At 42.9% G+C, this 24,055-nt stretch carries 23 protein-coding genes and 1 tRNA gene; 4 read left to right on the top strand and 20 right to left on the bottom strand.

What is annotated here, in order from left to right; translation table 11 throughout:
* Positions 1 to 66 precede the first annotated feature (66 nt).
* Positions 67 to 945, top strand: coding sequence for a LysR family transcriptional regulator GigC (gigC, locus tag Q0Z55_RS06555; RefSeq protein WP_297425950.1), 879 nt, complete (start codon positions 67 to 69; stop codon positions 943 to 945).
* Between the two features lie 23 nt (positions 946 to 968).
* Here gigC and Q0Z55_RS06550 read toward each other — a convergent pair whose 3' ends face one another.
* The 17 genes from Q0Z55_RS06550 to ndhC form a co-directional block, all read right to left on the bottom strand.
* Positions 969 to 1,232 (bottom strand): hypothetical protein, encoded by a 264-nt coding sequence (locus Q0Z55_RS06550; protein ID WP_297425946.1) that lies wholly within the window; start codon positions 1,230 to 1,232, stop codon positions 969 to 971.
* Positions 1,233 to 1,365: 133 nt separating this feature from the next.
* Complete coding sequence (locus Q0Z55_RS06545) at positions 1,366 to 1,788, bottom strand: excalibur calcium-binding domain-containing protein (protein WP_297425943.1); 423 nt, start codon at positions 1,786 to 1,788, stop codon at positions 1,366 to 1,368.
* Between the two features lie 76 nt (positions 1,789 to 1,864).
* Positions 1,865 to 2,158 carry a cold shock domain-containing protein gene (locus Q0Z55_RS06540; protein ID WP_297425941.1) on the bottom strand — a complete coding sequence of 98 codons (294 nt, stop codon included), beginning with the start codon at positions 2,156 to 2,158 and terminating at the stop codon, positions 1,865 to 1,867.
* Between the two features lie 82 nt (positions 2,159 to 2,240).
* On the bottom strand, positions 2,241 to 2,876 hold the full coding sequence (gene upp, locus Q0Z55_RS06535) for a uracil phosphoribosyltransferase (protein WP_297425938.1): 636 nt from the start codon (positions 2,874 to 2,876) through the stop codon (positions 2,241 to 2,243).
* 121 nt (positions 2,877 to 2,997) lie between these two features.
* Positions 2,998 to 4,491, bottom strand: coding sequence for an NADH-quinone oxidoreductase subunit NuoN (gene nuoN, locus Q0Z55_RS06530; RefSeq protein WP_297425935.1), 1,494 nt, complete (start codon positions 4,489 to 4,491; stop codon positions 2,998 to 3,000).
* 3 nt (positions 4,492 to 4,494) lie between these two features.
* Positions 4,495 to 6,099, bottom strand: a complete 1,605-nt coding sequence (gene nuoM, locus Q0Z55_RS06525; protein ID WP_297426019.1) for an NADH-quinone oxidoreductase subunit M — start codon at positions 6,097 to 6,099, stop codon at positions 4,495 to 4,497.
* Between the two features lie 7 nt (positions 6,100 to 6,106).
* Positions 6,107 to 8,002 (bottom strand): NADH-quinone oxidoreductase subunit L, encoded by a 1,896-nt coding sequence (nuoL, locus tag Q0Z55_RS06520; RefSeq protein ID WP_297425932.1) that lies wholly within the window; start codon positions 8,000 to 8,002, stop codon positions 6,107 to 6,109.
* On the bottom strand, positions 7,999 to 8,307 hold the full coding sequence (nuoK, locus tag Q0Z55_RS06515; RefSeq protein ID WP_297425929.1) for an NADH-quinone oxidoreductase subunit NuoK: 309 nt from the start codon (positions 8,305 to 8,307) through the stop codon (positions 7,999 to 8,001). Before nuoK ends, nuoL begins: the two co-directional genes overlap by 4 nt.
* A complete protein-coding gene (gene nuoJ, locus Q0Z55_RS06510; RefSeq protein ID WP_297426016.1) occupies positions 8,307 to 8,825 on the bottom strand; it encodes an NADH-quinone oxidoreductase subunit J in 519 nt (172 codons plus the stop codon). Before nuoJ ends, nuoK begins: the two co-directional genes overlap by 1 nt.
* Entirely contained in the window at positions 8,825 to 9,367 is a 543-nt protein-coding gene (gene nuoI, locus Q0Z55_RS06505) for an NADH-quinone oxidoreductase subunit NuoI (protein ID WP_297425926.1), read from the bottom strand. The genes nuoJ and nuoI overlap by 1 nt, the downstream gene beginning before the upstream one ends.
* A gap of 16 nt (positions 9,368 to 9,383) precedes the next feature.
* Positions 9,384 to 10,385: an NADH-quinone oxidoreductase subunit NuoH gene (gene nuoH / locus Q0Z55_RS06500; protein ID WP_297425923.1), complete on the bottom strand. Its 1,002-nt coding sequence runs from the start codon at positions 10,383 to 10,385 to the stop codon at positions 9,384 to 9,386.
* A gap of 3 nt (positions 10,386 to 10,388) precedes the next feature.
* Positions 10,389 to 13,070 (bottom strand): NADH-quinone oxidoreductase subunit NuoG, encoded by a 2,682-nt coding sequence (nuoG, locus tag Q0Z55_RS06495; protein WP_297425920.1) that lies wholly within the window; start codon positions 13,068 to 13,070, stop codon positions 10,389 to 10,391.
* Between the two features lie 11 nt (positions 13,071 to 13,081).
* Positions 13,082 to 14,413, bottom strand: coding sequence for an NADH-quinone oxidoreductase subunit NuoF (gene nuoF, locus Q0Z55_RS06490; RefSeq protein ID WP_297425919.1), 1,332 nt, complete (start codon positions 14,411 to 14,413; stop codon positions 13,082 to 13,084).
* Positions 14,410 to 14,919 carry an NADH-quinone oxidoreductase subunit NuoE gene (gene nuoE / locus Q0Z55_RS06485; RefSeq protein WP_122899213.1) on the bottom strand — a complete coding sequence of 170 codons (510 nt, stop codon included), beginning with the start codon at positions 14,917 to 14,919 and terminating at the stop codon, positions 14,410 to 14,412. Before nuoE ends, nuoF begins: the two co-directional genes overlap by 4 nt.
* Positions 14,920 to 14,933: 14 nt before the next feature.
* Complete coding sequence (gene nuoC / locus Q0Z55_RS06480) at positions 14,934 to 16,718, bottom strand: NADH-quinone oxidoreductase subunit C/D (protein WP_297425912.1); 1,785 nt, start codon at positions 16,716 to 16,718, stop codon at positions 14,934 to 14,936.
* An 89-nt stretch (positions 16,719 to 16,807) separates the two neighbouring features.
* The gene (locus Q0Z55_RS06475; protein WP_297425909.1) at positions 16,808 to 17,488 is read right to left on the bottom strand and encodes an NADH-quinone oxidoreductase subunit B family protein; all 681 of its coding nucleotides are present in this window, start codon (positions 17,486 to 17,488) and stop codon (positions 16,808 to 16,810) included.
* Positions 17,489 to 17,494: 6 nt separating this feature from the next.
* Positions 17,495 to 18,043: an NADH-quinone oxidoreductase subunit A gene (gene ndhC, locus Q0Z55_RS06470; RefSeq protein ID WP_297425906.1), complete on the bottom strand. Its 549-nt coding sequence runs from the start codon at positions 18,041 to 18,043 to the stop codon at positions 17,495 to 17,497.
* 613 nt (positions 18,044 to 18,656) lie between these two features.
* On the opposite strand from ndhC, the gene Q0Z55_RS06465 reads away from it, so the two are divergent.
* Positions 18,657 to 19,013, top strand: a complete 357-nt coding sequence (locus Q0Z55_RS06465; RefSeq protein WP_297425903.1) for a hypothetical protein — start codon at positions 18,657 to 18,659, stop codon at positions 19,011 to 19,013.
* Between the two features lie 36 nt (positions 19,014 to 19,049).
* Here the strand turns inward: Q0Z55_RS06465 and Q0Z55_RS06460 are convergent, their stop codons facing one another.
* The 3 genes from Q0Z55_RS06460 to prpF all read right to left on the bottom strand — a co-directional run bounded on the left by Q0Z55_RS06460 (position 19,050) and on the right by prpF (position 22,187).
* Positions 19,050 to 19,949: a farnesyl diphosphate synthase gene (locus tag Q0Z55_RS06460; protein WP_297425901.1), complete on the bottom strand. Its 900-nt coding sequence runs from the start codon at positions 19,947 to 19,949 to the stop codon at positions 19,050 to 19,052.
* A 67-nt stretch (positions 19,950 to 20,016) separates the two neighbouring features.
* Positions 20,017 to 20,922, bottom strand: a complete 906-nt coding sequence (locus Q0Z55_RS06455; protein ID WP_297425897.1) for a sensor domain-containing diguanylate cyclase — start codon at positions 20,920 to 20,922, stop codon at positions 20,017 to 20,019.
* A gap of 74 nt (positions 20,923 to 20,996) precedes the next feature.
* Complete coding sequence (gene prpF / locus Q0Z55_RS06450) at positions 20,997 to 22,187, bottom strand: 2-methylaconitate cis-trans isomerase PrpF (protein ID WP_297425894.1); 1,191 nt, start codon at positions 22,185 to 22,187, stop codon at positions 20,997 to 20,999.
* A 318-nt stretch (positions 22,188 to 22,505) separates the two neighbouring features.
* On the opposite strand from prpF, the gene Q0Z55_RS06445 reads away from it, so the two are divergent.
* Both Q0Z55_RS06445 and Q0Z55_RS06440 read left to right on the top strand, forming a co-directional pair.
* Entirely contained in the window at positions 22,506 to 23,864 is a 1,359-nt protein-coding gene (locus Q0Z55_RS06445; RefSeq protein ID WP_297425891.1) for an amino acid permease, read from the top strand.
* Between the two features lie 68 nt (positions 23,865 to 23,932).
* Positions 23,933 to 24,008: transfer RNA gene (locus Q0Z55_RS06440), tRNA-Arg, on the top strand.
* Positions 24,009 to 24,055 lie beyond the last annotated feature (47 nt).

Here is a 24,055-nt window from a genome sequence, read left to right as displayed (position 1 = left end):
AGACTGTGCTCATGGTAGCATGACACGATAATTTATGAATATTTTTTCAATCTTAAGGCTATATTCATGCGCATGACATTACGTCAGCTGGCTGTTTTTGTAGCAGTCGCTCAAGAGGGTACCGTCACCAAAGCCAGTGATGCAGTCAAGCTTACGCAAAGCGCGGCGAGCATGGCACTGGCTGATCTTGAAGATGGTTTAGGTGCTCCACTGTTCGATCGTTTAGGCAAGCGATTACAACTCAATGACTTAGGGCGTTTTTTACTGCCTCAAGCGCTCGAGATTTTAGGTCGTTGCGAAGCGTTTGAACAAGCGGCAAAAGGTGAATTACAAAGTATTGATCTACGTTTAGGGGCAACCTTAACCATTAGTGATTACTTAATGCCTGATTTAATGGCAGATTTTTTACAGGTTCAACCCCAAGCACATTTACAATTACAAGTGGGCAATACTCGCCAAATGATTGAGGCGGTTAATCAATTTCAGCTTGATTTGGCTTTAATTGAAGGTTCATGTCATTTACCCCAATTACAATGTATTCATTGGCGTGATGATGAGTTAGCCGTATGTTGTGCACCGACTCATCCGATTGCACAAATTCAACGTGCGCTCACGCCTTTAGATTTTGTGGATGCTGAGTGGATTTTACGTGAAGAAGGCTCAGGCACACGCGAAGTGTTTGATAACGCCATTTTACAAGATGTACCAGATGCCAATATTCGCCTGACCTTGGGTCATAATGAAGCAATTTTAAAAATCGTGGCTGGTGGTATTGGCTTGTCTTGTATTTCAAAACTTGCCATTGAACCTTTACTTGAAAAAGGTCAGTTGGTGATTTTAAAAACTCCCTTTTGGCAATTGGCTCGCCCACTGTTTATGTTGGTGCATCGTCAAAAATACCAAGGACCGGGACTTAAAGCCTTTATGCGATTTTGTGAAAAATAATTCAAGCACCTTCGGGTGCTTTTTTAAGGCCCCAGACATGCTTTCTCAACACAATAAAAACGCCCTGCACAGTAATACGACTGGCGTGGCTGAATTTTAAACTCAGAATGACGTACCATGCCTTGTCTTTTATAATCTAATAATTGTTTTTGCTGTGAATCGACCAATTTCACCATCATGGATGCGCGTTGATTAGAGATGTGTATATAACCTAAACCAACCAACAACAGCACGATCATTAAACCCATGAACCATTTAGGCTGTCGCAATATACTCAATTTTTTCATTATCATCACTTTAATGGTGTATCAACAAGTGGTTGGCTGTCTTACGCAGCTTTATTCCCCTTTCCATGTAGGTGATATTGTAAACAAAAAAATTGAGCATTGTGCACTATTGTTAAGTTTTTATGCAAAATGTTTAAATACCGCGTTTGAACTGTTGTTCACATGGAATACCATCTTGATCACCATCCATTTTAGTATTAGGGCAATATTGATTAAAAAACGCAGCTTCTTCATAAGAGCGCATTTGTGAACAATGCTCTCGCCCATCACACTTAAACTCTTTACGTGCGCTCAGCGGCTGTGTTTGAATAGGTGTACGCTCGACTAAAGCTTGACGCTCAGTGGGTTGCACTTTAATTTCATCGGGTAAATTGCCATGTACTGCACGCTGGGCCAGAACAATCTGTTGTTGCTGTGCCATGAGTTGCTGTACATGTTGCTGTTGCATGTGTTGATGGGCTTGATACTTTTGATAACCCCAATACACCCCAAATAATGCAGCTAAACTTAACAATATCACTAAACCAATAACGACTGAACCTTGTTGTTTTTGCATCATAACCCCCATTTATTTTTTAATGTTTTAAATATACAAAAAGAGGTCTAATGACCTCTTTTTGAGCATGGTTTGATTAACCACGTAAATTTGATAAGAGCGCCGATGTAATCGATTTATTATGTTTTGCGACTTTTGATTTGACCGCCTTTTTAGAGGTATCTTCAACACGCTCAATTTTTACTGCTTTAAATTTTTCGCCATTACGCTGTGCGACAAATTTAACCCGTTCATTACGCTTAGGTTCAACCCCATCTTGTGGGAAATCTGAAATATGGAAAAAGATATCACCGTCTACATAACCAATAAAACCAAAGCCTTTAGTTGCATCGTACTGCTTGATCTTGCCTTGTAATAATTCATCTTTCATTGCGCTGCCCTATCTTGTAAGTTACTTCAATAGATTATATAAAAAAGAGGCTACACTAGCCTCTTTTTATGCTCTGTAAACATCAATCTTTTTGCACAGAACCAAAGATTTTATCGCCTGCGTCCCCTAGACCTGGCACGATATAACCATTTTCGTTTAAACCATCATCAATTGAGGCAGTAAACATGATCACATCAGGATGGGCAGCTTCAACACGTTGAATGCCTTCTGGAGCCGCTACAAGAACCATCACACGAATATCTTTACAGCCACTTGCCTTTAATACATCAATTGCAGCCACCAAAGATGAACCTGTAGCTAGCATTGGGTCAATGATCATCGCAAGGCGATTTTGTACATCAGGGACTAATTTTTTGTAGTAAGTGCGTGCTTCTAGGGTTTCTTCGTCACGCTCTAAACCCAAAACCGATACTTTGGCACTTGGAATAAGGTTTAAAAAGCCATCTAACATGCCAATACCAGCACGTAAAATCGGTACTACGGTAATTTTTTTGCCTGCAATACGATCTACAGTCACTGTGCCGTTCCAGCCGTCAATTTCCTGTTCAACCATCGGTAAATCTTTGGTTGCTTCGTAGGTAAGAAGCATAGTGACTTCTTGCGCTAACTCGCGGAAGTTCTTGGTACTAATGTCAGCACGGCGTAAAAGACCGAGTTTATGTCGAATAAGTGGATGTCGAATTTCATGAATAGCCACGGGAGAGCACCTAAAAGGTTAAAGATAAAATTTGTTCTATTATAGAGCTTTTTGCCAGATGGGATAAATAAAAAAAGCCCTCAAACTGAGGGCTTTTTTGTTAAGTTAGAATAATTTTAAATTATTGCTGGCTTAACATAAAATGAAGCGGAGATAAAATCTCTGTTTCAAGTGCAAGTTGGATAATTGGATCTGGATAAACACCGATCAACAATACAGCAGCAGTCACGATTAACACCATGATACCACCCACTTTTTGACCCCATTCTTTTTCGGCATCAATACGTGGTGTTTCTGGCGGTGTCATATACATCACTACCATCACACGCAGGTAGTAGTACAAACCAATACCAGAACCGACAATGATCATTGCCGCTAAGAACCAATGCTGAGTGGTGACCGCAGCCATGATCACTAAGAACTTACCAATGAAGCCTGCAGTTAACGGAATACCCGCTAAAGACAACATCATCACTGTCAGCACTGCAGTTAATACTGGACGACGCCAGAATAAACCACGGTAATCAGCTAAGCTTTCAGCTTCATCAAGGTTGTTGTATGGGCTAGACATCAACGCAATCGCACCAAAGGCACCGATAGTAGTTAATACATAAGTGATCACATACACACTGACGTTGCCTAAGCTTGCATAGGTCATGCTGATTAAACCAATCAACAAGTAACCAAAATGTGCAATTGATGAGTACGCTAAGATACGCTTTAAGTTCACCTGTTTAACTGCTAACAAGTTACCTACAACAATCGATAACACTGCAAGAATGGTTAAAATCGTCACAATCGAATCAATTAAGATTGCGCCTGAGGTTAATAAATAACGTACAAACAAACCAATGGTTGCGACTTTGGCAGCTGTTGCTAAGAACGTGGCCATTGGTGCTGGTGCACCTGCGTATACATCTGGCGTCCACTTGTGGAATGGCGCTAAAGATAATTTAAACGCCACAGCAAAGATGATTAAGCCTAAACCTAAAATCACCATGGGCTGAGAGATGTTTTCAATTAACGCTTGTACAGAATCATAGAATGACAATGAACCTGTGTAAGCATAAATGTACGCCATACCCATCAGCAACATTGCAGATGCAGTCGCTGATAGAACTAAGTATTTAACACCTGCTTCGAGTGACTTAGTACGCTGATGCGTATAGGCCAACATACCGTATACAGGAATTGACATTAACTCTAAGCTAATAAAGAACGATGCATAGTGCGAGCTTGCCACCATGAGCATAGCACCCGCCACAGAGAACAGCATCAACAGATACAGCTCTTCGCGGTGGTCTTTATAGCCTTCAATATAGGCATGTGACAGTGTGCAGCAAGCCAGTGCTGCAACCACTGCGATCAATTGATATAGCACTGTAAATTGGTCAACCATAAACATGCCCATCACATTGGATGGAGCAAAGCTTGAACCAAATAACATTACTAAAAGGTAAATTGCAGACAGGTTTAAACCCATCACCGCTGCAGTTGCAACAAGGTTATGGTTACGTTTAATCGCTGTCAGTAGCATCGCCACGATTGCGGTCAAACCGACAATCATGACAGGTGCTAATGGCATAAGTTCAGAAAATGACATTGTGAAGTTCATGACTTATTGGATCTCCACATTTTCGAGTTGAACTGAAGCTTCTTGAGCAACTTCAACGACTTCTTGCACTGGAATGTAGCTGTTTGCTAACCACGCCATGCTTGAATTTGAAATATCAAGGAAGCTTTGTGGGTACAGACCAAGCCATAACAGACCAACGGCACAGATTAAAAGTACAATCACTTCACGCGCATTTAAATCTTTTAAAGACGCATAATGTTCACGCTGCTCTTCGTTTGGCACGCCAAACAATGCTTTGTGAATTAAGATTAAACCGTAAAGACCGGCAAAAACCAAGCTGATGGTGGCAAGGATCGTGAACAATGGGAATTTTGCATATGAACCCATCAGGATCAAGAATTCACCAATAAAGTTACCTAAACCTGGAATACCAACCAATGCTGCAACAAAGAACATTAAGAAGAATGCAAGGTATGGGAACTGACCACGAATACCGCCCATTAAGCGTAAATCACGTGTATGTAAACGCTCGTAGACTTGACCACACATAATGAACAACGCAGCAGACGACAAACCGTGTGCCAACATCATGATCATTAAACCTTGGAAGGTTAAGATGTTACCTGCGTAAATCGCAAGTAAGATAAAGCCCATGTGTGAAATCGACGTGTACGCCAATAAACGTTTCATATCGGTTTGTTGGAAAGCACACCAAGCGCCGTAGAAAATACCAATTAAACCGAAGATGATGGCAATATCTGCAAATTGTGCAGATGCAGCTGGGAAGAACGGAATCACAAAACGCAATAAACCGTACGCTGCTGTTTTAATTAAGATACCCGCTAAGTCAACAGAACCTGCTGTTGGTGCTTGCGCGTGGGCATCTGGTAACCAGCCATGTAATGGGAAAACTGGAAGTTTTACCGCAAAACCAATAAACATACAGATCATAAATGCATACGCCAATGAAGGCACTTGTGCATCTAAAGTATTGGCCACACCCAACAAGAAGTTGTAGTTAAAGCTAATGTTACCCGTCATCATGTAACCATAGATCACCATACCTAGGATACCGATGAGCATGATTAAACCTGCAACTTGGGTATAGATAAAGAATTTATTGGCCGCATATACGCGTGACTTGCCCGCATCACCTTTATGACCCCAAAGTGCGATCAAGAAGTAAATTGGAACCAGCATCATCTCCCAGAAGAAGAAGAACAAGAACAAGTCAATCGCTAAGAACACACCAATCACACCACCTAATGACCATAAAAGGTTTAAGTGGAAGAAACCAACGTGTTTTTGAATCTCACCCCATGAACAACCGACTGCTAAAATACCCAGCAATGCAGTTAAGCCCACCATAAGAAGTGATAAACCATCCACCGCTAAGTGAATGTTAATGCCTAAAGATGAAATCCAAGGCACTAAGAATTCAGCCGACCAAGTCGGAACTTGAGCGCCTAATTCATAGTTATACGTACCTGTTTGCCATAACACTAAGGTTAAACCCAGTGTGACCAGCATACCCACAAGCGCAATATAGCGCGGCAGTTGTTGGTCGAGTTTATCGACCAACCAACATGCGAAACCTGCAATGAACGGTACAAGGATCAGCGCGGGTAAAAGAAAATTGTTTGTGATTTCCATCTTATTTCCCCACGACCTGAATCACGATCAATAGCATCAGAAGTACAATAATACCCAATGCCATGCTCGCAGCATAATCGCGTAATGAACCCGTTTGACGTGAACTTGTGAAGCTATGACCACCGCGAACAATCGCAGGAAGCATGAGCCACAAACCATCGATTGGATCACGACCTAACATTTTAGCAATCAACAAGTAAGGTTTAACAAAAACGATGTCATACAGCGCATCAAAACCAAGTGCGTTACGGCAAATGTTGGCTAAACCTGCACCCACTGAAGTATTGGCAAAGCCTTTGACAGTATTGTAAGCAAAAGCAAATAACACCACACCGACAGCCAAACCTGACAACGCCACCGCAATTGCGATGTATTCGGCGCCATGTGCACCTGCCACTAAGTTTTCAGGAATAATGAAAGCAGGAATGTTCGCAGCATCAAGGATGCTCATCACTGGTGCTTTAAGCACAATCGCAAGACCTGTTGATAACACTGCAAGAATTGCAAGTGGCATCCAGTAGCTTACGCCTTTAATTTCATGGTAAGGCGTGTTTTCTTTGCCAAAGAATACCACCCAAATTAAACGGAATGTATAAATTGACGTTAAGAACGCACCTGCAACACCTACCCAGTAAAGCGTGTTGTAAACTGGTAAGCCTGCTAAATGACTTTGTGTCCAAACAGCCGCTAAGATTGCATCTTTTGAGAAGAAGCCAATGGTTAAGAATGGAATTGCAGCTAAGGCACCACCACCAATTGCGAAACATGCAAACAAGAATTTGTTCTTGTAGAACAAGCCGCCCATTTTGAAAATGTTTTGTTCGTGATGGAACGCTAAAATCACAGCACCTGAAGACAAGAATAATAATGCCTTAAAGAATGCGTGGGTGAGCATGTGGAACAGACCTGCTTGGTATGCTTCAGCACCCACTGCCATAAACATATAACCCAATTGACTCATGGTTGAGTACGCAAGGATACGTTTAATGTCAGTTTGAACCAGCGCTGCAAAACCAGCCACAAGTAATGTCACTGCACCTGTGATTGAGATAAACATCATCACTTCTGGCGCAAGTTCAAATACAGAGAACAAACGGCAGCACAGGTAAACACCTGCTGTGACCATGGTTGCCGCGTGAATTAACGCAGATACAGGTGTAGGACCTGCCATTGCGTCTGCTAACCATGTTTGTAGCGGAATCTGTGCTGATTTACCTGCTGCACCTAAGAACAACATCAACGCAGTCCACAAGGTAATTGACGAACTTTGTGTCATTACAGTTGCAGCATTTTCTACGATATATTGTGTGTTCAAGGTACCAAATTGTTGGTAAAGCAAGAACAACGCAATCAGTAAGAATACGTCACCTACGCGCGTTACGGTAAAGGCTTTAATGGCCGCTAAACCGTTTGATGGCGTTTGGTAGTAATAACCAATCAGTAGGTAAGAACATAGACCTACGCCTTCCCAACCTAAGAATAACAACGCTAAGTTGTCACCCAATACAAGCAATAACATGCTTGCAACGAACAGGTTAAAGTAAGAGAAGAAACGTGCAAAATCATGTTCACCACGCATGTACCATGATGCAAAGATATGAATTAAGAAACCCACACCTGTGATCATGCCCAGCATGAGCAATGATAAACCGTCAAGTTGTAAGCTAATGCCTGGGGCAAAACCGCCTACGTTAAACCACGTCCAAAGATGTTGTACATACAACTCTTTGCCGTTGTTGACAAAATCAATACCTGCAATTAAAGCAAATAATGCAGATAGACCAACCGCGCCTACACCAATAATGGCAGCAACCGTTTCAGGCAGCTTGTGGCGACCCGCTGCTAATAGTACAAAACCAATGAGCGGGAATAAAATTGTTAAATATAAATAACTCATCCGCGCATCTCACTAGCCGCATCTACATCCAAGTGATGGAAGCGATGGTAGAACTGAAGAACGATCGCAAGACCGATACACGCCTCTGCTGCTGCAAGCGTTAAGATCAAGATGAACATGATTTGGCCATCTGGCTGTGCCCAAGCACTGCCTGCCAATACAAACGCTAAGGCAGCAGCGTTCATCATGACTTCAAGGCTCATTAAGATAAAAAGAAGGTTGCGTCGTACCATCACACCGTAAAAACCAAGTGCGAAAAGAATTGTTGCAACAATCAAACCATGCTCTAAAGGAATGTTGCCCATTATTGTGTGTCCTCTTCTGCACCTGGTTCACGTTTACCAATGTGGAATGCAGCGACAAGCGCAGCAAGCAATAACATGGCAGCGATTTCAACCAAGAGTAAGTATTCAGTAAAGAGTGCAATACCCACAGCCTTCGGACCAACAATTTCAGTGCCCATGAGTGGACCTGCAACGTTGTATTCAGAACTGAGCGTCCATACCAGGGTTAAACCCATGAGGAAACACATCAGCGCAGGATATGCCCATGCTGATGAAGTTAACCATTTACGCTCTTGTTCTACAGTCGCTTGACCTAGGTTTAGCATCATCACGACGAAAACGAATAACACCATGATCGCGCCTGCATACACGATGATTTCAAGTGCACCTGCAAATGGCGCACCCACAATCATAAACATACCGGCAACAGCAAGTAATGACACGATCAAGCTTAATAAAGCATGAACGGGATTGGCGTTGGTCACAACGCGAATGGTAGAGACGATGGCCACGAGTGCCATCAAATAAAACGGCCACATCATGGTAATAGACTCCGTACATCAACAGGCTTGCTTTCGCGCTGTGCTTGACCTTTATCTTTACCGTTTACAGCCATACCTGTGACACGGTAGAAGTTATAGTCAGGATATTTACCAGGACCTGAAATGAGTAAGTTTTCTTTCTCATAGACTAAGTCTTGACGTACATATTCACCCAATTCAAAGTCAGGTGTCATTTGAATGGCAGTCGTAGGACATGCTTCTTCACACATACCGCAGAAAATACAACGTGAGAAGTTGATACGGAAAAATTCCGGATACCAACGACCATCTTCTTTTTCTGCTTTTTGTAGTGAAATACAGCCAACAGGACACGCAACCGCACACAGGTTACACGCAACACAGCGCTCTTCACCATCAGGGTCACGGGTTAATACAATACGACCACGGAAACGTGGTGGTACGATGTCCTCAGCTTTCACTTCTGGATACATAATGGTGTCACGTTTGCGCGTTACATGGCTAAACACCATAAATAACGAACGAACGATTGACCCGACCCCAGCTAGAAATTTAAACATTTTGTTCTCCCTGCCCTTACCACAACACTACAGCAGCAGTAACTAGCAAGTTAACTAGCGTTAATGGCAAACAAATTTTCCAACCGAAGTTCATGACTTGGTCATAACGTGGACGCATTAGCGATGCACGTGCCAATACAAACATCATTACAAAGAATGCTGTTTTAATCACAAACCAAAATAGTGGTGGAAGGAAATCTAGACCGAATGGAGCTAACCAGCCACCGAAGAATAATGTCACGATCAATGCTGAGATCAACACCACGTTTACATATTCGGCAACGAAGAACATACCCCATTTCATACCACCGTACTCGACGTGGTAACCCTCTGCCAATTCTTGCTCTGCTTCTGGTTGGTCAAATGGGTGACGATGCGTTACCGCAACACCTGCCACCACAAAGATTAAGAAGCCTAAGAATTGTGGAATGACAAACCATACGCCTTGTTGAGCTTCTACGATCTCACGTAAGTTAAATGAGCCGGCAATGACCACCACACCCATTAACGAGATCCCTAAGAACACTTCATACGAAATGGTTTGCGCTGCAGAACGTAGACCACCGAGTAATGCGTATTTGTTGTTTGATGACCAACCACCAAATAATACCGCATACACAGCAATACCTGCCATTGCCATAAAGAACAATAGGCCAATGCTCATGTCTGCAACACCTAAATATGGTGTTACAGGAATGATCATGAACGATAACACCGCAGTTGCCATTGCAACTGCTGGTGCCATACGGAAAGTTAATTTGTCTACGAATTTAGGTGTCCAGTCTTCTTTGAACATGATTTTAAGCATGTCAGCAACGATCTGGAAAATACCACCTGGACCGACACGGTTAGGACCGTAACGGTCTTGCCAAAGACCTAAAAGACGACGTTCAATAAAAGACATCAACGCAGCAATTAAAACAACCACAAGTAAAATTGCAATCGCTTGAACCACTGAGTACGCAATCGGCCAGCTTTCAGCCCACAGCGGCGTTTGACGCATTAATTCTTGTTCCATGAATTACACTCCAGCCTTGACTGAAACAGGCTCTGCAAGAGATACCGTAGGTGCAAGACCAACTGGGTAACCGATGTAACCTGTAGGTAAATATTCAATCACTTGAACAGGAAGCACAACTTCTGTATCACCCGCTTTCACTGTGATTTTTTGGCCGTCTTGAACATTCAAGCGTGCAGCATCTTGCTCACCTACCGCAAACATTGCCTCAGGAATACGTGATTCCATCGCAGGTGTTTTCACCGTAAATTCACCTGATGCAAAAATGTGGTGCATTGGCACAAGACGGAAGCTGTCAGCATTCACAAGCACTGGTGTTGGCGCAACAAAGCTACGTGCTGGACGTTTTGCTAAACGATCGAATAAACGAACGCCTGAATCACCACCTTTTAATGAACCGCCCACGTTTTCTTGGAATTTGTTCCAAGCTTGTGGTGAGTTCCAACCTGCAGACCATGCAAACGGCACCAATGCTGATGGCGTTTGATTCCCCACATAACCTTCCATTGAGAATGTTAATGCAGAATCTTTGTCTGTGGGTTGTTTTGGTTCGTGAATCGACAATGGCGCACGCATTGCAGTACGACCTGAGTAACGACGTGGTTCACGCGCAACTTTTAAGCCATGTACACGGAAACCGGCATCCGGGGCTACATCTTGAATTGCTTCTAAAGCTGGAACGTTTTTCGCAACAGACCCAATCACATCGTCAAGTACAGTCCAAGAAATCGCTTTACCTTTCACGCCTGTTTCAATGGCATGTAACCAGCGCCAAGATTCTTTAATGGCAAGTTCTGGTTTGTAATAGCTTGGGTCATACACTTGGTAGAAACGTTGTGCACGGCCTTCTTGTGAAACAACGGTACCGTCACCTTCAGCAAATGAAGCAGCAGAAAGTACAATATTGGCTTTCTTCACTGTCTCAGTTTCTGAGTGATCAAGCACAATCACGTTTTTGGCTTTGGCTAAGGCAGCATCAACTTGTTTTGCAGGTAAACGACGGTAAAGGTCATTTTCTACAATCACAACAGTGTCGTAATCTTGTGCAAAGGCTTGTTCTAAGCTGTTGCCACCAAAGATGGCCAAGCCCATTGAGTTCACTTCAGGCACAGTTAAAGTTAAGCCTGCATTACCCAGATTCTGTGCAACTTGTGCAGCAGCTTCCATGATGGCAGCATCTTGTAAACTTGTACCAGAGATGATCAATGGCTTTTTCGCAGCTTTTAAAGTATCTGCAATGGTTTGAGCAAATGCTTTGGCATCATCATCAAGACCAAGAATTGCATCACCTTTAACCGCAGCAGCAACTGCAAAACCTAAACGCGCAATGTCGTTTGGAGAAGCAACCACTTCGCCTTCCGCAACGTCAGCTAAACGTGTTTGTGTAGCCGCTAAAATGTAAATCGGAGATTTAGCATCTTGCGCAATACGTTGCACAGGTTCAGCCAACCAATCTTGGGTACGGCGCTCTGCCGCCATTTCTTTGCCTTTATTTTTCGCAGCTTGGCGAACAGATAAGGCCATACGTGGCGCAGTTTGGGTTAAGTCTTCACCTAAGATTAACACCGCATCGTAGCTTTCAATTTCACGCATGTTCGGGTTGTAAACACCCTCGGTTTGCATGATTGACGCTGCAAGCTCAACTAGGTTTTGTTCTTTTTGTGACAAACCTGTTGAGAAGTTGTCTTGACCGACTAACTCACGTAGCGCGAAGTTCGATTCAAGCGATGCACGTGGCGAACCAATACCTAAGACTTTTTGACCTTGGATATTTGCAATCACGGTATCAAGCGCTTGGTCTACAGAAACTGTAGTGACGTTTGCACCTGAGCGGAATTGTGGTTGACGCGGACGATCAGCGTTGTTGACATAACCTGTACCAAAACGACCTTTATCGCAGAGGAAGTATTGGTTGACTTCACCGTTGAAACGGTTTTCTACACGACGTAATTCGCCATAACGCTCACCCGGAGAGATGTTACAACCTGAAGAACAGCCTTGGCATACGCTTGGCGCATACTGCATGTCCCATTTACGGTTGTAGCGTTCTGAGTGAGTTTTATCGGTAAATACACCCGTTGGACAGACTTCAGTTAAGTTACCTGAGAATTCAGATTCTAAAGTACCTGATTCAGGACGACCGAAGTAGACACGTGATGCGTTGGCATACACGCCAAAGTCTGTACCACCTGCGTAGTCTTTATAGTAACGAACACAACGGTAGCATGCGATACAACGGTTCATTTCATGTGAAATGAATGAGCCAAGCTCTTGGTTGTAGTGCGTACGTTTGGTGAAACGATAACGACGACGATCGTGTTGCGTCATGACTGTCATATCTTGTAAATGACAGTGACCACCTTCTTCACACACTGGACAGTCGTGTGGATGGTTGGTCATTAAGAACTCAACAATAGAAGCACGGAAATCTTTGGCTTCTTTGTCTTCGATCGAAATATAGGTATTGTCAGCAGCCGGTGTCATACATGACATCACTAGGCGACCACGCGTATCTTCAGGATTCGCGTATTGGGTCACCGCACATTGACGGCAAGAACCGACAGAACCTAAGGATGGATGCCAACAAAAGTACGGGATATCCAGACCCAAAGACAAACATGCTTGTAGCAAGTTCTCTGAACCGTCGACTTCGTACGATTTGCCATCGACATGAATTGTAGCCATAGTCGAATTCCTTAAGCTGGTTTTACATCAGAAGTTTTAGCGGCCGCATCAACGACTTTCGCTTCAAACTCATGACGGAAATATTTAAGTGCGCCCATAAGCGGCTCCATTGCACCAGGAGCATGTGCACAGAAAGTCTTACCAATCCAAAGCTTACGTGTAAGCTCTTGTAAATGATCGATGTCTTCTTTCTTACCTGTACCATCTTCAAGTGCTTTAAGCGCTTTAACCGCCCAAGGTAAACCATCACGGCATGGCGTACAGAAACCACATGATTCACGCGCAAAGAATTCTTCTAAGTTACGCGTTGCAGAGACCATACATTGAGTTTCGTCCACCACCATGAGCAAGCACGTACCTAAACGAGAACCTGCTTTCATGATGCTTTCGGCATCCATTGGTAAATCGATATGCTCAGCTGCCAAGAAGTCAGTTGATGCACCGCCCGGTAACCATGCTTTAAGCGTTAAGCCATCTTTCATGCCGCCAGCGTGATCTTCAATTACTTCACGTGCTGTGGTACCAAATGGTAATTCCCAAAGACCTGGGAATTTTACTTTGCCTGACGCGCCGTAAATTTTAGTGCCTGGATCTTTTGATTTACCTTGTGATAAACCAACGTACCATTCTGGGCCACGTAACATAATGGCTGGTAAGTTGTTGTAGGTTTCTACGTTGTTGACAATCGTAGGACGACCCCAAGCACCTGCAACTTGCGGGAATGGTGGTTTAGTACGTGGATTCGCACGGCGACCTTCGAGTGAGTTAATCAATGCAGTTTCTTCACCACAGATATAACGACCCGCACCGGTATGCACGTGTAACTCAAAGTTCCAACCTGTACCTAAGATGTTGTCACCTAAATAACCTTTAGCACGAATTTGTTCTAAAGCTTCATTTAAGTATTTTGCAGCTTCGATGTACTCACCACGGATAAAGATATAACCGTGAGTCGCTTCTAGTGTATAGCCTGCAATCAACATGCCTTCGATCAATTGATGAGGAAGTTTTTCCATCAACAAACGGTCTTTAAAGGTACCCGGTTCCATTTCATCGGCGTTACAGATTAAGTAACGTGGACCTGAGTTATCATTTGGCGCCATCAAAGACCATTTGATCCCTGCTGGGAAGCCTGCACCACCACGACCTTTTACCGTTGCAGCTTTAACCACATCCAAGACTTCTTTAGGCTGCATAGACAGTGCTTTTTTAAAGCCTGCATAGCCGTCTAGCGCTTCGTAGTCATCGGCACTACGCACTGCATCTTGTTTGCTTAAACGCCAAGTCAAAGGATGTGTTTCTGGGTTACCGTCGCCATAAATCGGTTTTGGTTCAGTATTCATACATACTTCTCCAATAACTGTTTCACTGAAGAAACATCCACTAAACCGTGAGTGTCTTCGTTAATCATCAACGTTGGACCTTTGTCACAGTTACCTAAACAACAAATAGGTAAAATCGTGAAACGACCATCTGCTGTGGTTTGACCAAACTGGATGCCAAGCTCACGTTGGAATGCTTCTGCAAGTGTTTCAGCACCCATCAAGAAGCAAGCAATTGAGTCACAAAGTAAAATCACATTGCGGCCTACAGGTTGACGGTAAATACGGTTATAGAACGTTGCAACACCTTCTAAATCCGCGACGCTCATTGAAAGCATTTGTGCAATGGCATTCATTTGCGCATCATCTACCCAACCATTACGGCGTTGTACACACTTAAGCGCATCAAGGCACGCTGCACGTGGGTACGGGTAGTGACCAATGTGATGTTCAATTTCGTGGATTTCGTCAGCTGTCAAAATCCCTTCAACGTTCACACGTGGTTTTTTATCAGTCAAAATCATCATAATGCGTTTACCCCTTAGCGATCCACGTCAGCCATTACGACGTCAATGGTCGCTAAATAAATGATTAAGTCAGACATTAAGCTGCCGTTAATCACAGAAGGCATTTGCTGCAAATGCGTGAAGGTTGGTGTACGAATACGGGTACGGTAACTCATGGTTGACTTATCAGAAGTCAAGTAGTAGTTCGATGCACCTTTCACCACTTCAGCCATCACAGACGCTTCGCCTGCTGGCATTACAGGACCCCAAGATACGCTTAAGAAGTGCGTAATCAAGGTTTCAATATCTTGTAATGTCTTGTCTTTTGGCGGTGGAACAGCCAATGGATGGTCGGCTTTGTACGCGCCAGATGGCATGTTATCAAGACATTGCTTGATAATTTTCAGTGATTCTTCGATTTCGCGATAGTGAACCATCACACGCGCGTAAGCATCACCTTCGTACTCAACTGGTACATCGAAGTCGTAGTTTTCGTAACCGCTATACGGACGATATTTACGTACGTCAAAGTCGATACCTGTGGCACGTAAACCTGTACCTGTTACACCCCAAGCCAATGCAGATTTTGCATCGTATTGTGCAACATTACGGGTACGACCAATAAACACTGAGTTTTTCAGTGCCGCAGTGTGGTATTCCTTCAAACGTTTTGGCATCCAATCCAAGATTTCACGGATTAAATGTTGCCAGTTATTTGGAAGGTCATGTGCTGTACCACCAATACGGAACCATGCTGGGTGCATACGGTAACCGGTGATCGCTTCAATGGCATCATAGATTTTTTGACGATCGGCGAACATGTAGAACACTGGCGTCATACCGCCGGCATCTTGAATTGCAGTACCAATAAACAATAAGTGGTTATTAATACGGAACAATTCAGACATCATCACACGGATACATTGTGCACGATCAGGCACAGTAATGCCTGCCATTTGCTCCACACCTAACACGTAAGGCATGTTTTGCGCACAACCACCTAAGTAGTCAACACGGTCTGTATAAGGAATGAATGAATGCCATGTTTGACGTTCAGCCATCTTTTCCACACCACGGTGGTGATAACCGATATCAGGCACACAGTCTTTCACTTCTTCACCGTCTAACTGCAACACAATACGGAATGCACCGTGGGCAGATGGATGGTTAGGACCTAAGTTTAAGAACATGAAGTCTTCATCAGCGTTACCGCGTTTTAGACCCCAGTCTTCAGGCACAAAACGAAGATGTTCTTGTTCGTAATCTTGCTTGGCTTGGTTTTGCATATACGGCGTATATTCAGTGGCACGCGCTGAATATTCTTTACGTAATGGATGACCTTCCCAATAGGTTGGTAACAAAATACGACGCAGCATTGGATGCCCTTCGAAATTGATACCAAACATATCGTAAGCTTCACGCTCGTACCAGTTGGCATTTGGCCAAATGTTGGTTGCTGTAGGAATGTTAATATCATTCTCATTTAAAGCAACTTTGATACGAATATCGGTGTTACGCTCAAGCGATAACAAGTGATAGAACACAGTAAAGTCAGACGCAGGTAAACCGTCGCGGTGAGTACGTAAACGCTCATCTACCGCAGACAAGTCAAACAGCATCACGTAAGGACGTGACACCATACGCAAGAACATTAAAACTTCTTGTACGCGCGCGCGCTCAACCCAGACTGTTGGGAAATCCTCAAAAGTCGTTTGCACGTAGAAGTTCTCACCAAATTTGGCTTTGAGCTCTTCTACAATTGCAAATGCTGGGCGTGGATCAATTGGTGTTGATCCTGGCATAGCAATGTCTTCAGCCATTGGCTTGGCTTCCTATTTAATACAAATTCATTCAAACCTAAACGACAACAACACCCAAATGGGTGTGGAAAGGACTTAAGTCGTTTAAATTATTTAATTTCATCCATAGAGCGCAAGTTTTTCACAGCCATACGCTGTTCATTCTTACGATCACGTTCTGGCATCATCTTTGGCTTATAAATCGGCTTAAGATCATCACCAATGACCGCAGAAAGCGGACGGCGCTCTAGTTGAATTTGGTCTTGTAGCAACATTAATGCTTGAATTAATGCTTCAGGACGTGGTGGGCAACCTGGAATGTAAACATCCACAGGGATAATTTTATCCACACCTTGTACAACCGAATAAATGTCGTACATACCACCTGAATTGGCACAAGCACCCATTGAAATGACCCATTTTGGTTCAAGCATTTGTTCGTACAAACGTTGAATAACAGGTGCCATTTTCATAAAGCAGGTACCGGCAACAATCATTAAGTCGGCCTGACGTGGTGAAGCACGAATAACCTCGGCACCAAAACGTGACAAGTCATGCACGCCAGTTAACGTGGTGGCATACTCAACGTAGCAGCACGACGTACCAAAGTTAAATGGCCAAACTGAGTTCTTACGACCCCAGTTTACTGCTGTATGTGCTACGTCCTCTAAACGAGTCATAAACACATTTTTATTCACTTCTTCTTGTAAAAGCGGATCTTCTACAAGGATTCGCTCTTGAAGTGGATATTGATCAGCATCCGGATTCGCACGGGTTAAGGTATATTTCATCCCGTATTACTCCTTGTCAGATGAGATAGCCGGTGTTTTAGATTTCACACGACCAGAGGATTGCGCTGGAATTTGACCTGTAGGGTCAGTCACCAATTCTTCAATTGAGTTAAAGCGTGTAATTTCTGCAAGGTCCATATTTGGTGAACCGATTTTAGCTTTAATGCCTGCTGCTTTACGTTTATCAGACGGCGCCCAGTTAAGTGCACCTGTAGAAACTTCGTATAACAAACCAACCAATAAAACTAAAATAAATACCGCAGCTGCAGCAAAGCCCACCCAACCTACCTCACGGACCGAAACGGACCATGCGTAGAGGTACAATGCTTCTAAGTCGAATACGACAAAAGAAATAGCAACCAAATAGAATTTTGCAGACAAGCGGATACGTGCACCACCTGCACCTACAACACCTGACTCAAACTGCTCATGCTTGGCACGACCCCATGATTTACCCCCGAAGAGTAATGGGACAGTGAGCATAAAGACGCAAAGAAATGTAACGCCGATCACGAAGGCAATAATTGCCCATTCGTATGGAGTAATGGCACTCATGCGGGGATAACTCCTGGCAGGCCTAATTTATTAACAAAGAATGTATGTATTGGCCTTCAAATACACCAAACACAAAATTAATCCCGCCAATTGTACCTGAATGATGACCTTCGTTGCTAGCGTATCGACCTTAGTCTTTCGGATGATTTTTTAATCACTTAAGCGTTTTTTTCGGCTTAACTGCCCTGCAATCGGCATTAATCGGTTTATTAAATAAAAAGCTTAAATTTGATTATTTTTTTCAAGAGGGATTCAACATATCATATCTTAAAAAATACTGCCCTTTTTAAAGATTTGATAAAAAACAAAAGCTAAGCGAAAAAACATAGATCTTAATGCAGCTGTAAGGCTTTTAGATTGTCTATACAACAACATGGCTTAAAGGTTTATCTGACATCGTTTACCCTTAAGCCGATCAAAGGGTGTGCATACATGAAAGGTTTTTAACATGTCCCAATGCTGGTGTGATCAACAGATTATTTTTTAATGCAATTGCTATTGGCTAGCTTTAAGCTTTTGTGTTGTTTTTGCAAAATTTACTGCTTTTTATCACACTGCATGCTATGTATTAAAGCCTTACAACAACAACGACATCACAATAAGGAGCAATAATATGAGCTTATCCTTTACCCATAAACCTGATTATTTCTTATTTGCTCAATTGATTGTGCGACATATTCAAAATTATGTGCAAAAACACAGTGATACCAATCAAGTTTCTTTTGAGCTACGCGACCTTTATGCCTTGTTCCGTGAAGATAAAGCCTCTGCCACCATTAATTTAGATGGCATTATGAATATTGCGGATGAATATAAAGTTGAAACGCTAGAGGGCGACCAAAAACTGATTCGTCATTATGAGATTTTTGCCAAAGAGGACAAAATTGTGATTGATTTTGAGCCAGCTGCTGTGACTGCACTACGCAATGGTCGAGATATTATTCCACCTGATGCCACGTTGAGTGAGTAAAAAAAGCAGGCATAATGCCTGCTTTTTTTGTAGCGCTTAATGTTTGCGATGCAATAAAAATTCAGAAATAGCATATAGTTGTTCGCTATTTTCACTAAAATGACTTAAAGCATTAAAAGCTTGGTCATGTAATTGCTGAGCATAGGCTTGTGCCGCTTGTAAACCCATTAATGCCGGATAAGTCGATTTTTCGACTTGTTGATCTTTACCTGCGGTTTTACCCAATTGTTGGGTGTCTGCCACAATATCTAAAATATCATCTTGTACTTGAAACGCTAAGCCAATCGCTTGCGCGTATTCACGTAATTTTGGAATCGCCACATCTGTGCCTTTAAATACCGTGACTGCCGCCAGCATAATGGCTGCTGAAATTAAAGCACCGGTTTTATTTTGATGGATTTTTTCTAAAGTGGCTTGATCGACCTGTTTACCCTCAGATTGCAAATCTAAGACTTGCCCACACACCATTTTTGAAGATGCTGTGGCCAAAATTTGCATTTGTTTAAGCACAATTCCTTGATCGACTGCTTGAGCTTGATCAAACAAACGACTACCTAAGACTTCAAAAGCCATAGATTGCAAAATATCACCTGCCAATAAAGCAGTATCTTCGCCAAAAGCGGCATGACAGGTCGGCTGACCGCGGCGCAATAAGTCATTATCCATACATGGCAAATCATCATGTGCTAAGGAATAGCAATGAATCAATTCAATTGCCACTGCCGCACGGCGTACCGCTGCAAAATTTTGATTAGGGTTGAGCGCAGCCGTTGCATAGCATAATGCTGGACGCACCCGTTTTCCACCTAACATCACCGCATGATGCACCGCTGCCTGTAGAGGTTCTGGCAAGGCAAAGGCCTGTAAAGTGGTATTTAAATCTTGCTGAATCTGTTGTTGTGCAGATGTAAGTGCATTGTGGTGCGAAATTGACACTTGCGCCTCGAATCAATAGGTTGGAATTGCGCTCAACATCATACGGTTTTCTGGCTGAAAATGCATCCTACACATAAGGATAAAACTGCTGCCGTTGATAATAATACACTGCATTTTTACCCTGTGCTTTGGCTTGATACATGGCTCGATCGGCATGATCTAATGCTTGCACAACCGTAAGCGAATGACGTACTGCCGCCACGCCACACGACACTGAAATGGTCGCCTCAGGCACAGCAAATGCACCATTTAATGCCAAGACCGCCTGCCGAACCTGATTTACAATTGCGCATGCACCACTTAAAGTGTGTTGCTCAAACAACATCACAAACTCTTCACCACCAACACGATAAATGGTTGGCCAATGATATTGTGCGCTTAAGTGCTTTAAGTGTTTACCAAATTCGACTAAAACACGATCGGCAAACACATGACCGTAATCGTCGTTCAACATTTTAAAGTCATCAAGATCCAACAAGGCCACCACCAAAGCATTTTGCTGTTTTAGTTTGCGTTGAAAAGCATGCCGACTGGCAAGACCCGTTAACTCATCAAAGTCTAATTTTTGTTGTAAATGCTGATTATATTGGGCCAGCAAATGCTGACGTGCGGTTAAATCACTCACATCGACTGCACAAAGCAAGACCGCATGTAGTTGCTGATCAGTATTATAATAGGCTTGAAAATTTAAACGATGCTCGCGTCCGGCAAATTTGTGCTCAAAAGGCAATATTTTTTGACCTGCATTTAAGATACGCAAATCATTGCAAAAGGAGTGATAGCAATCTATATCTAGGTCTTTGAGATGCATACCCACTATGGCATCGGCATCCTTGGTAAAAAAATCCGCATAGGCTTGGTTAGCAAGCAAAATTTTAGCATCAGGTGCCAACAACACAGCGGCAATTGGCAAGATCTGGATCAGATCCTGCCATTTTGCTAAAGGATATTGTTGAAAATCCGCAACCAACATAGCACCACACAAACCGCCTACTCATTACATGCTAACAGAGTTTGGTCGCAGCCTGAATGACGCTTGTCTGTTTTTCAAGCTAGAATATCTTGTGGGATACGTACCCACCCCTCCATGAGCACGCGCGCACTACGGCTCATCACCGCTTTTTTAACCACCCATTGTCCATTTTCTTGAATGGCTTGTGCACCTACGCGCAATGTACCCGATGGATGACCAAAACGCACTGCTTCACGTGCCCCGCCACCGGCTGCTAAATTGACTAAGGTACCTGGGATGGCTGCAGCAGTACCAATAGCAACCGCAGCAGTGCCCATCATGGCATGATGCAATTTACCCATAGATAAAGCACGTACCAGTAAATCACAATCTTCTGGGTTTAAGGCTTTACCACTTGAGGTTGTATAGGGTTTAGGCTTGGCTACAAAAGCCAGTTTAGGTGTATGTTGACGCTGTGCTGCTTCACTGACTTCCTGAATTAAGCCCATGTACTTAGCACCATAGGCACGAATGGTTTCTAACCGCGCTAAGGTTGCTGTATTACCATTAATCGCATCTTGTAATTCAGTGCCTGCAAAGCCTAAATCTTCAGCATTAATAAAAATGGTTGGAATACCAGCATTAATAAAGGTGGCTTGAAATGTGCCAATCTCTGGTACATCAAACTGATCCACTAAATTGCCTGTAGGGAACATGGCACCGCCATCCTCACCATCATCGGCTGGATCTAAAAATTCAATTTGTACTTCTGCGGCAGGAAATGTGACGCCATCAAGTTCAAAATCACCCGTTTCTTGGACTTGACCTTGGGTGATTGGGACATGTGCCACAATGGTTTTGCCAATATTTTTTTGCCAAATCTTGACTGTGCATATCCCATTTTCGGGAATTTTACTTGCATCCACTAAACCTTGGCTAATGGCAAATGCACCGACCGCTGCGGTTAAGTTGCCGCAGTTGCCGCTCCAATCAACAAAAGCTTGATCAATAGCAACTTGACCAAACAAATAGTCCACATCATGGCCGGCTTGCTCGCTTTTGGCCACAATAACAGTTTTACTGGTACTTGATGTTGCCCCACCCATGCCATCAATTTGCTTGCCATAAGGGTCTGGACTACCAATGACACGTCGTAAAATTTGATCACGAATACGTCCCGGTACTTGTGCCGCTTGTGGTAAATCTTCAAGCTTAAAAAATACCCCTTTGCTGGTTCCACCACGCATATAAGTGGCAGCAATCTTGATTTGTGGTGCAAATGTCATTGTTGTCTCATCCTTATCATCATTGTTGTTCAGCACTTTAGGCTTAGCCTTAAGCATACTGGCTTTTATTTAAAATAATATTGGCTTATGACTTAAGTATAAAAAATCAACACTTAGTATTTGGCAGCAAAATAGCAGAATGGGGTAAAAGGATATTCAATAAAATTAATATATTGATTCAACTGTCTTTTATGACAAACCTAAATCCAATATTTTTTTATACAATGTATAATAAAAATTCATTATTTGTATCGTACTAGGCGAATCTTACACGATCTATTACAATCAAATGACTTATCCATTGTCGGGCTGAATACTTTGAATAACGAGTCTTCGCAACTTCAGCGTGGCTTAAAGAACCGTCATATCCAACTCATCGCCATGGGCGGCGCAATTGGTACTGGCTTATTTTTAGGTTCCGCACAGGTCATCCAATCTGCAGGTCCGTCCATTATTTTGGGCTATGCCATCGGTGGCTTTATTGCATTCTTAATTATGCGCCAATTGGGCGAGATGATTGTTCATGAGCCTGTGGCAGGTTCATTTAGTCATTTTGCTTATAAATATTGGGGCAAATTTCCAGGCTTTTTAGCTGGTTGGAACTACTGGATGTTATACATTCTAGTGGCCATGACTGAGCTGACCGCCGTTGCTAAGTATATTAACTATTGGTGGCCACATATTCCGGCATGGGCATCGGTTTTATTCTTTTTCATTGTCATTACTATTATTAATTTAGGTAATGTGAAGTTTTACGGTGAATCAGAGTTTTGGCTCTCCATCATTAAAGTCACAGCCGTGATTTCAATGATTGTCTTTGGGGTGTATTTACTGCTCACCGCAGATGCCAACTCAACTGCATCCTTTAGTAACCTTTGGACTGCAGGCGGCTTCTTCCCCAATGGTTTTGAAGGCTTATTTTATATGTTGGCCTTTTTAATGTTTGCCTTTGGTGGTATTGAATTGATTGGTATGGCTGCCGCTGAAGCCAAAGACCCTAAAACCACGATTCCTAAAGCCATTAATCAGGTAGTGTTTCGTATTTTGGTGTTCTACGTGGGTGCTTTAACCATTTTACTCTCACTGGTGCCATGGAATCAGCTTGAACTTGGTGGTTTGGATAAAAGCCCATTTGTGATGATCTTTAGCCAACTGGGCATTGATTGGGCTGCACATTTGCTCAACTTTATTATTCTAACTGCGGCTTTGTCTGTGTATAACAGTGGTATGTATGCCAACAGTCGTATGTTGTTTGGTTTGGCCCAACAAGGCAATGCACCTAAACTATTTAGCAAAGTCAATAAACAAGGTGTACCAGTGCCTGCTGTGTTGTTTTCAGCGGCATTAATCTTTGGCTGTGTGCTACTTAACTATTTTGTACCAGAAGATGCTTTAAGTCATTTAATTTATATTGTGGTCGGTGCGTTGGTATTAAACTGGGCCATGATTAGCTTAACCCACTTTAAGTTTATTCAAGCCATGAAAAAAGCGGGTGAAAAAACCTCATTCCCAGCGCTTTTCTCACCACTGGGTAATGCTTTAGTTTTAGGCTTTATTGGTTTAATTTTATATATTATGTGGACACAAGGCTTTAAAGAGTCGGTGTTGATGCTACCGATTTGGATTATTGGTATGCTGATTTTGTTTAAATTACTCAAAACTCAGCCTAAAGCCTAATATTTTAAAAAGTTATTGTTTCGGCAATAACTTTTTTTTTGCTTAAAATTCACGTAGATTGAGCATGCGCGCCTTTAGCTTAATTGGATAGAGCAGTTGCCTCCTAAGTGACCGGCGTGGGTTCGACTCCCGCAAGGCGCACCATTTTTAGATATAAGACTTAAAGCCAATGTCGATTGCATGTTCCTGAG

The organism is uncultured Acinetobacter sp. (genome assembly GCF_947626835.1).
Classification (GTDB): domain Bacteria; phylum Pseudomonadota; class Gammaproteobacteria; order Pseudomonadales; family Moraxellaceae; genus Acinetobacter.
The sequence above is the reverse complement of the archived record's forward strand: the minus strand, read 5'-3'. Positions and strand labels throughout refer to the sequence as shown.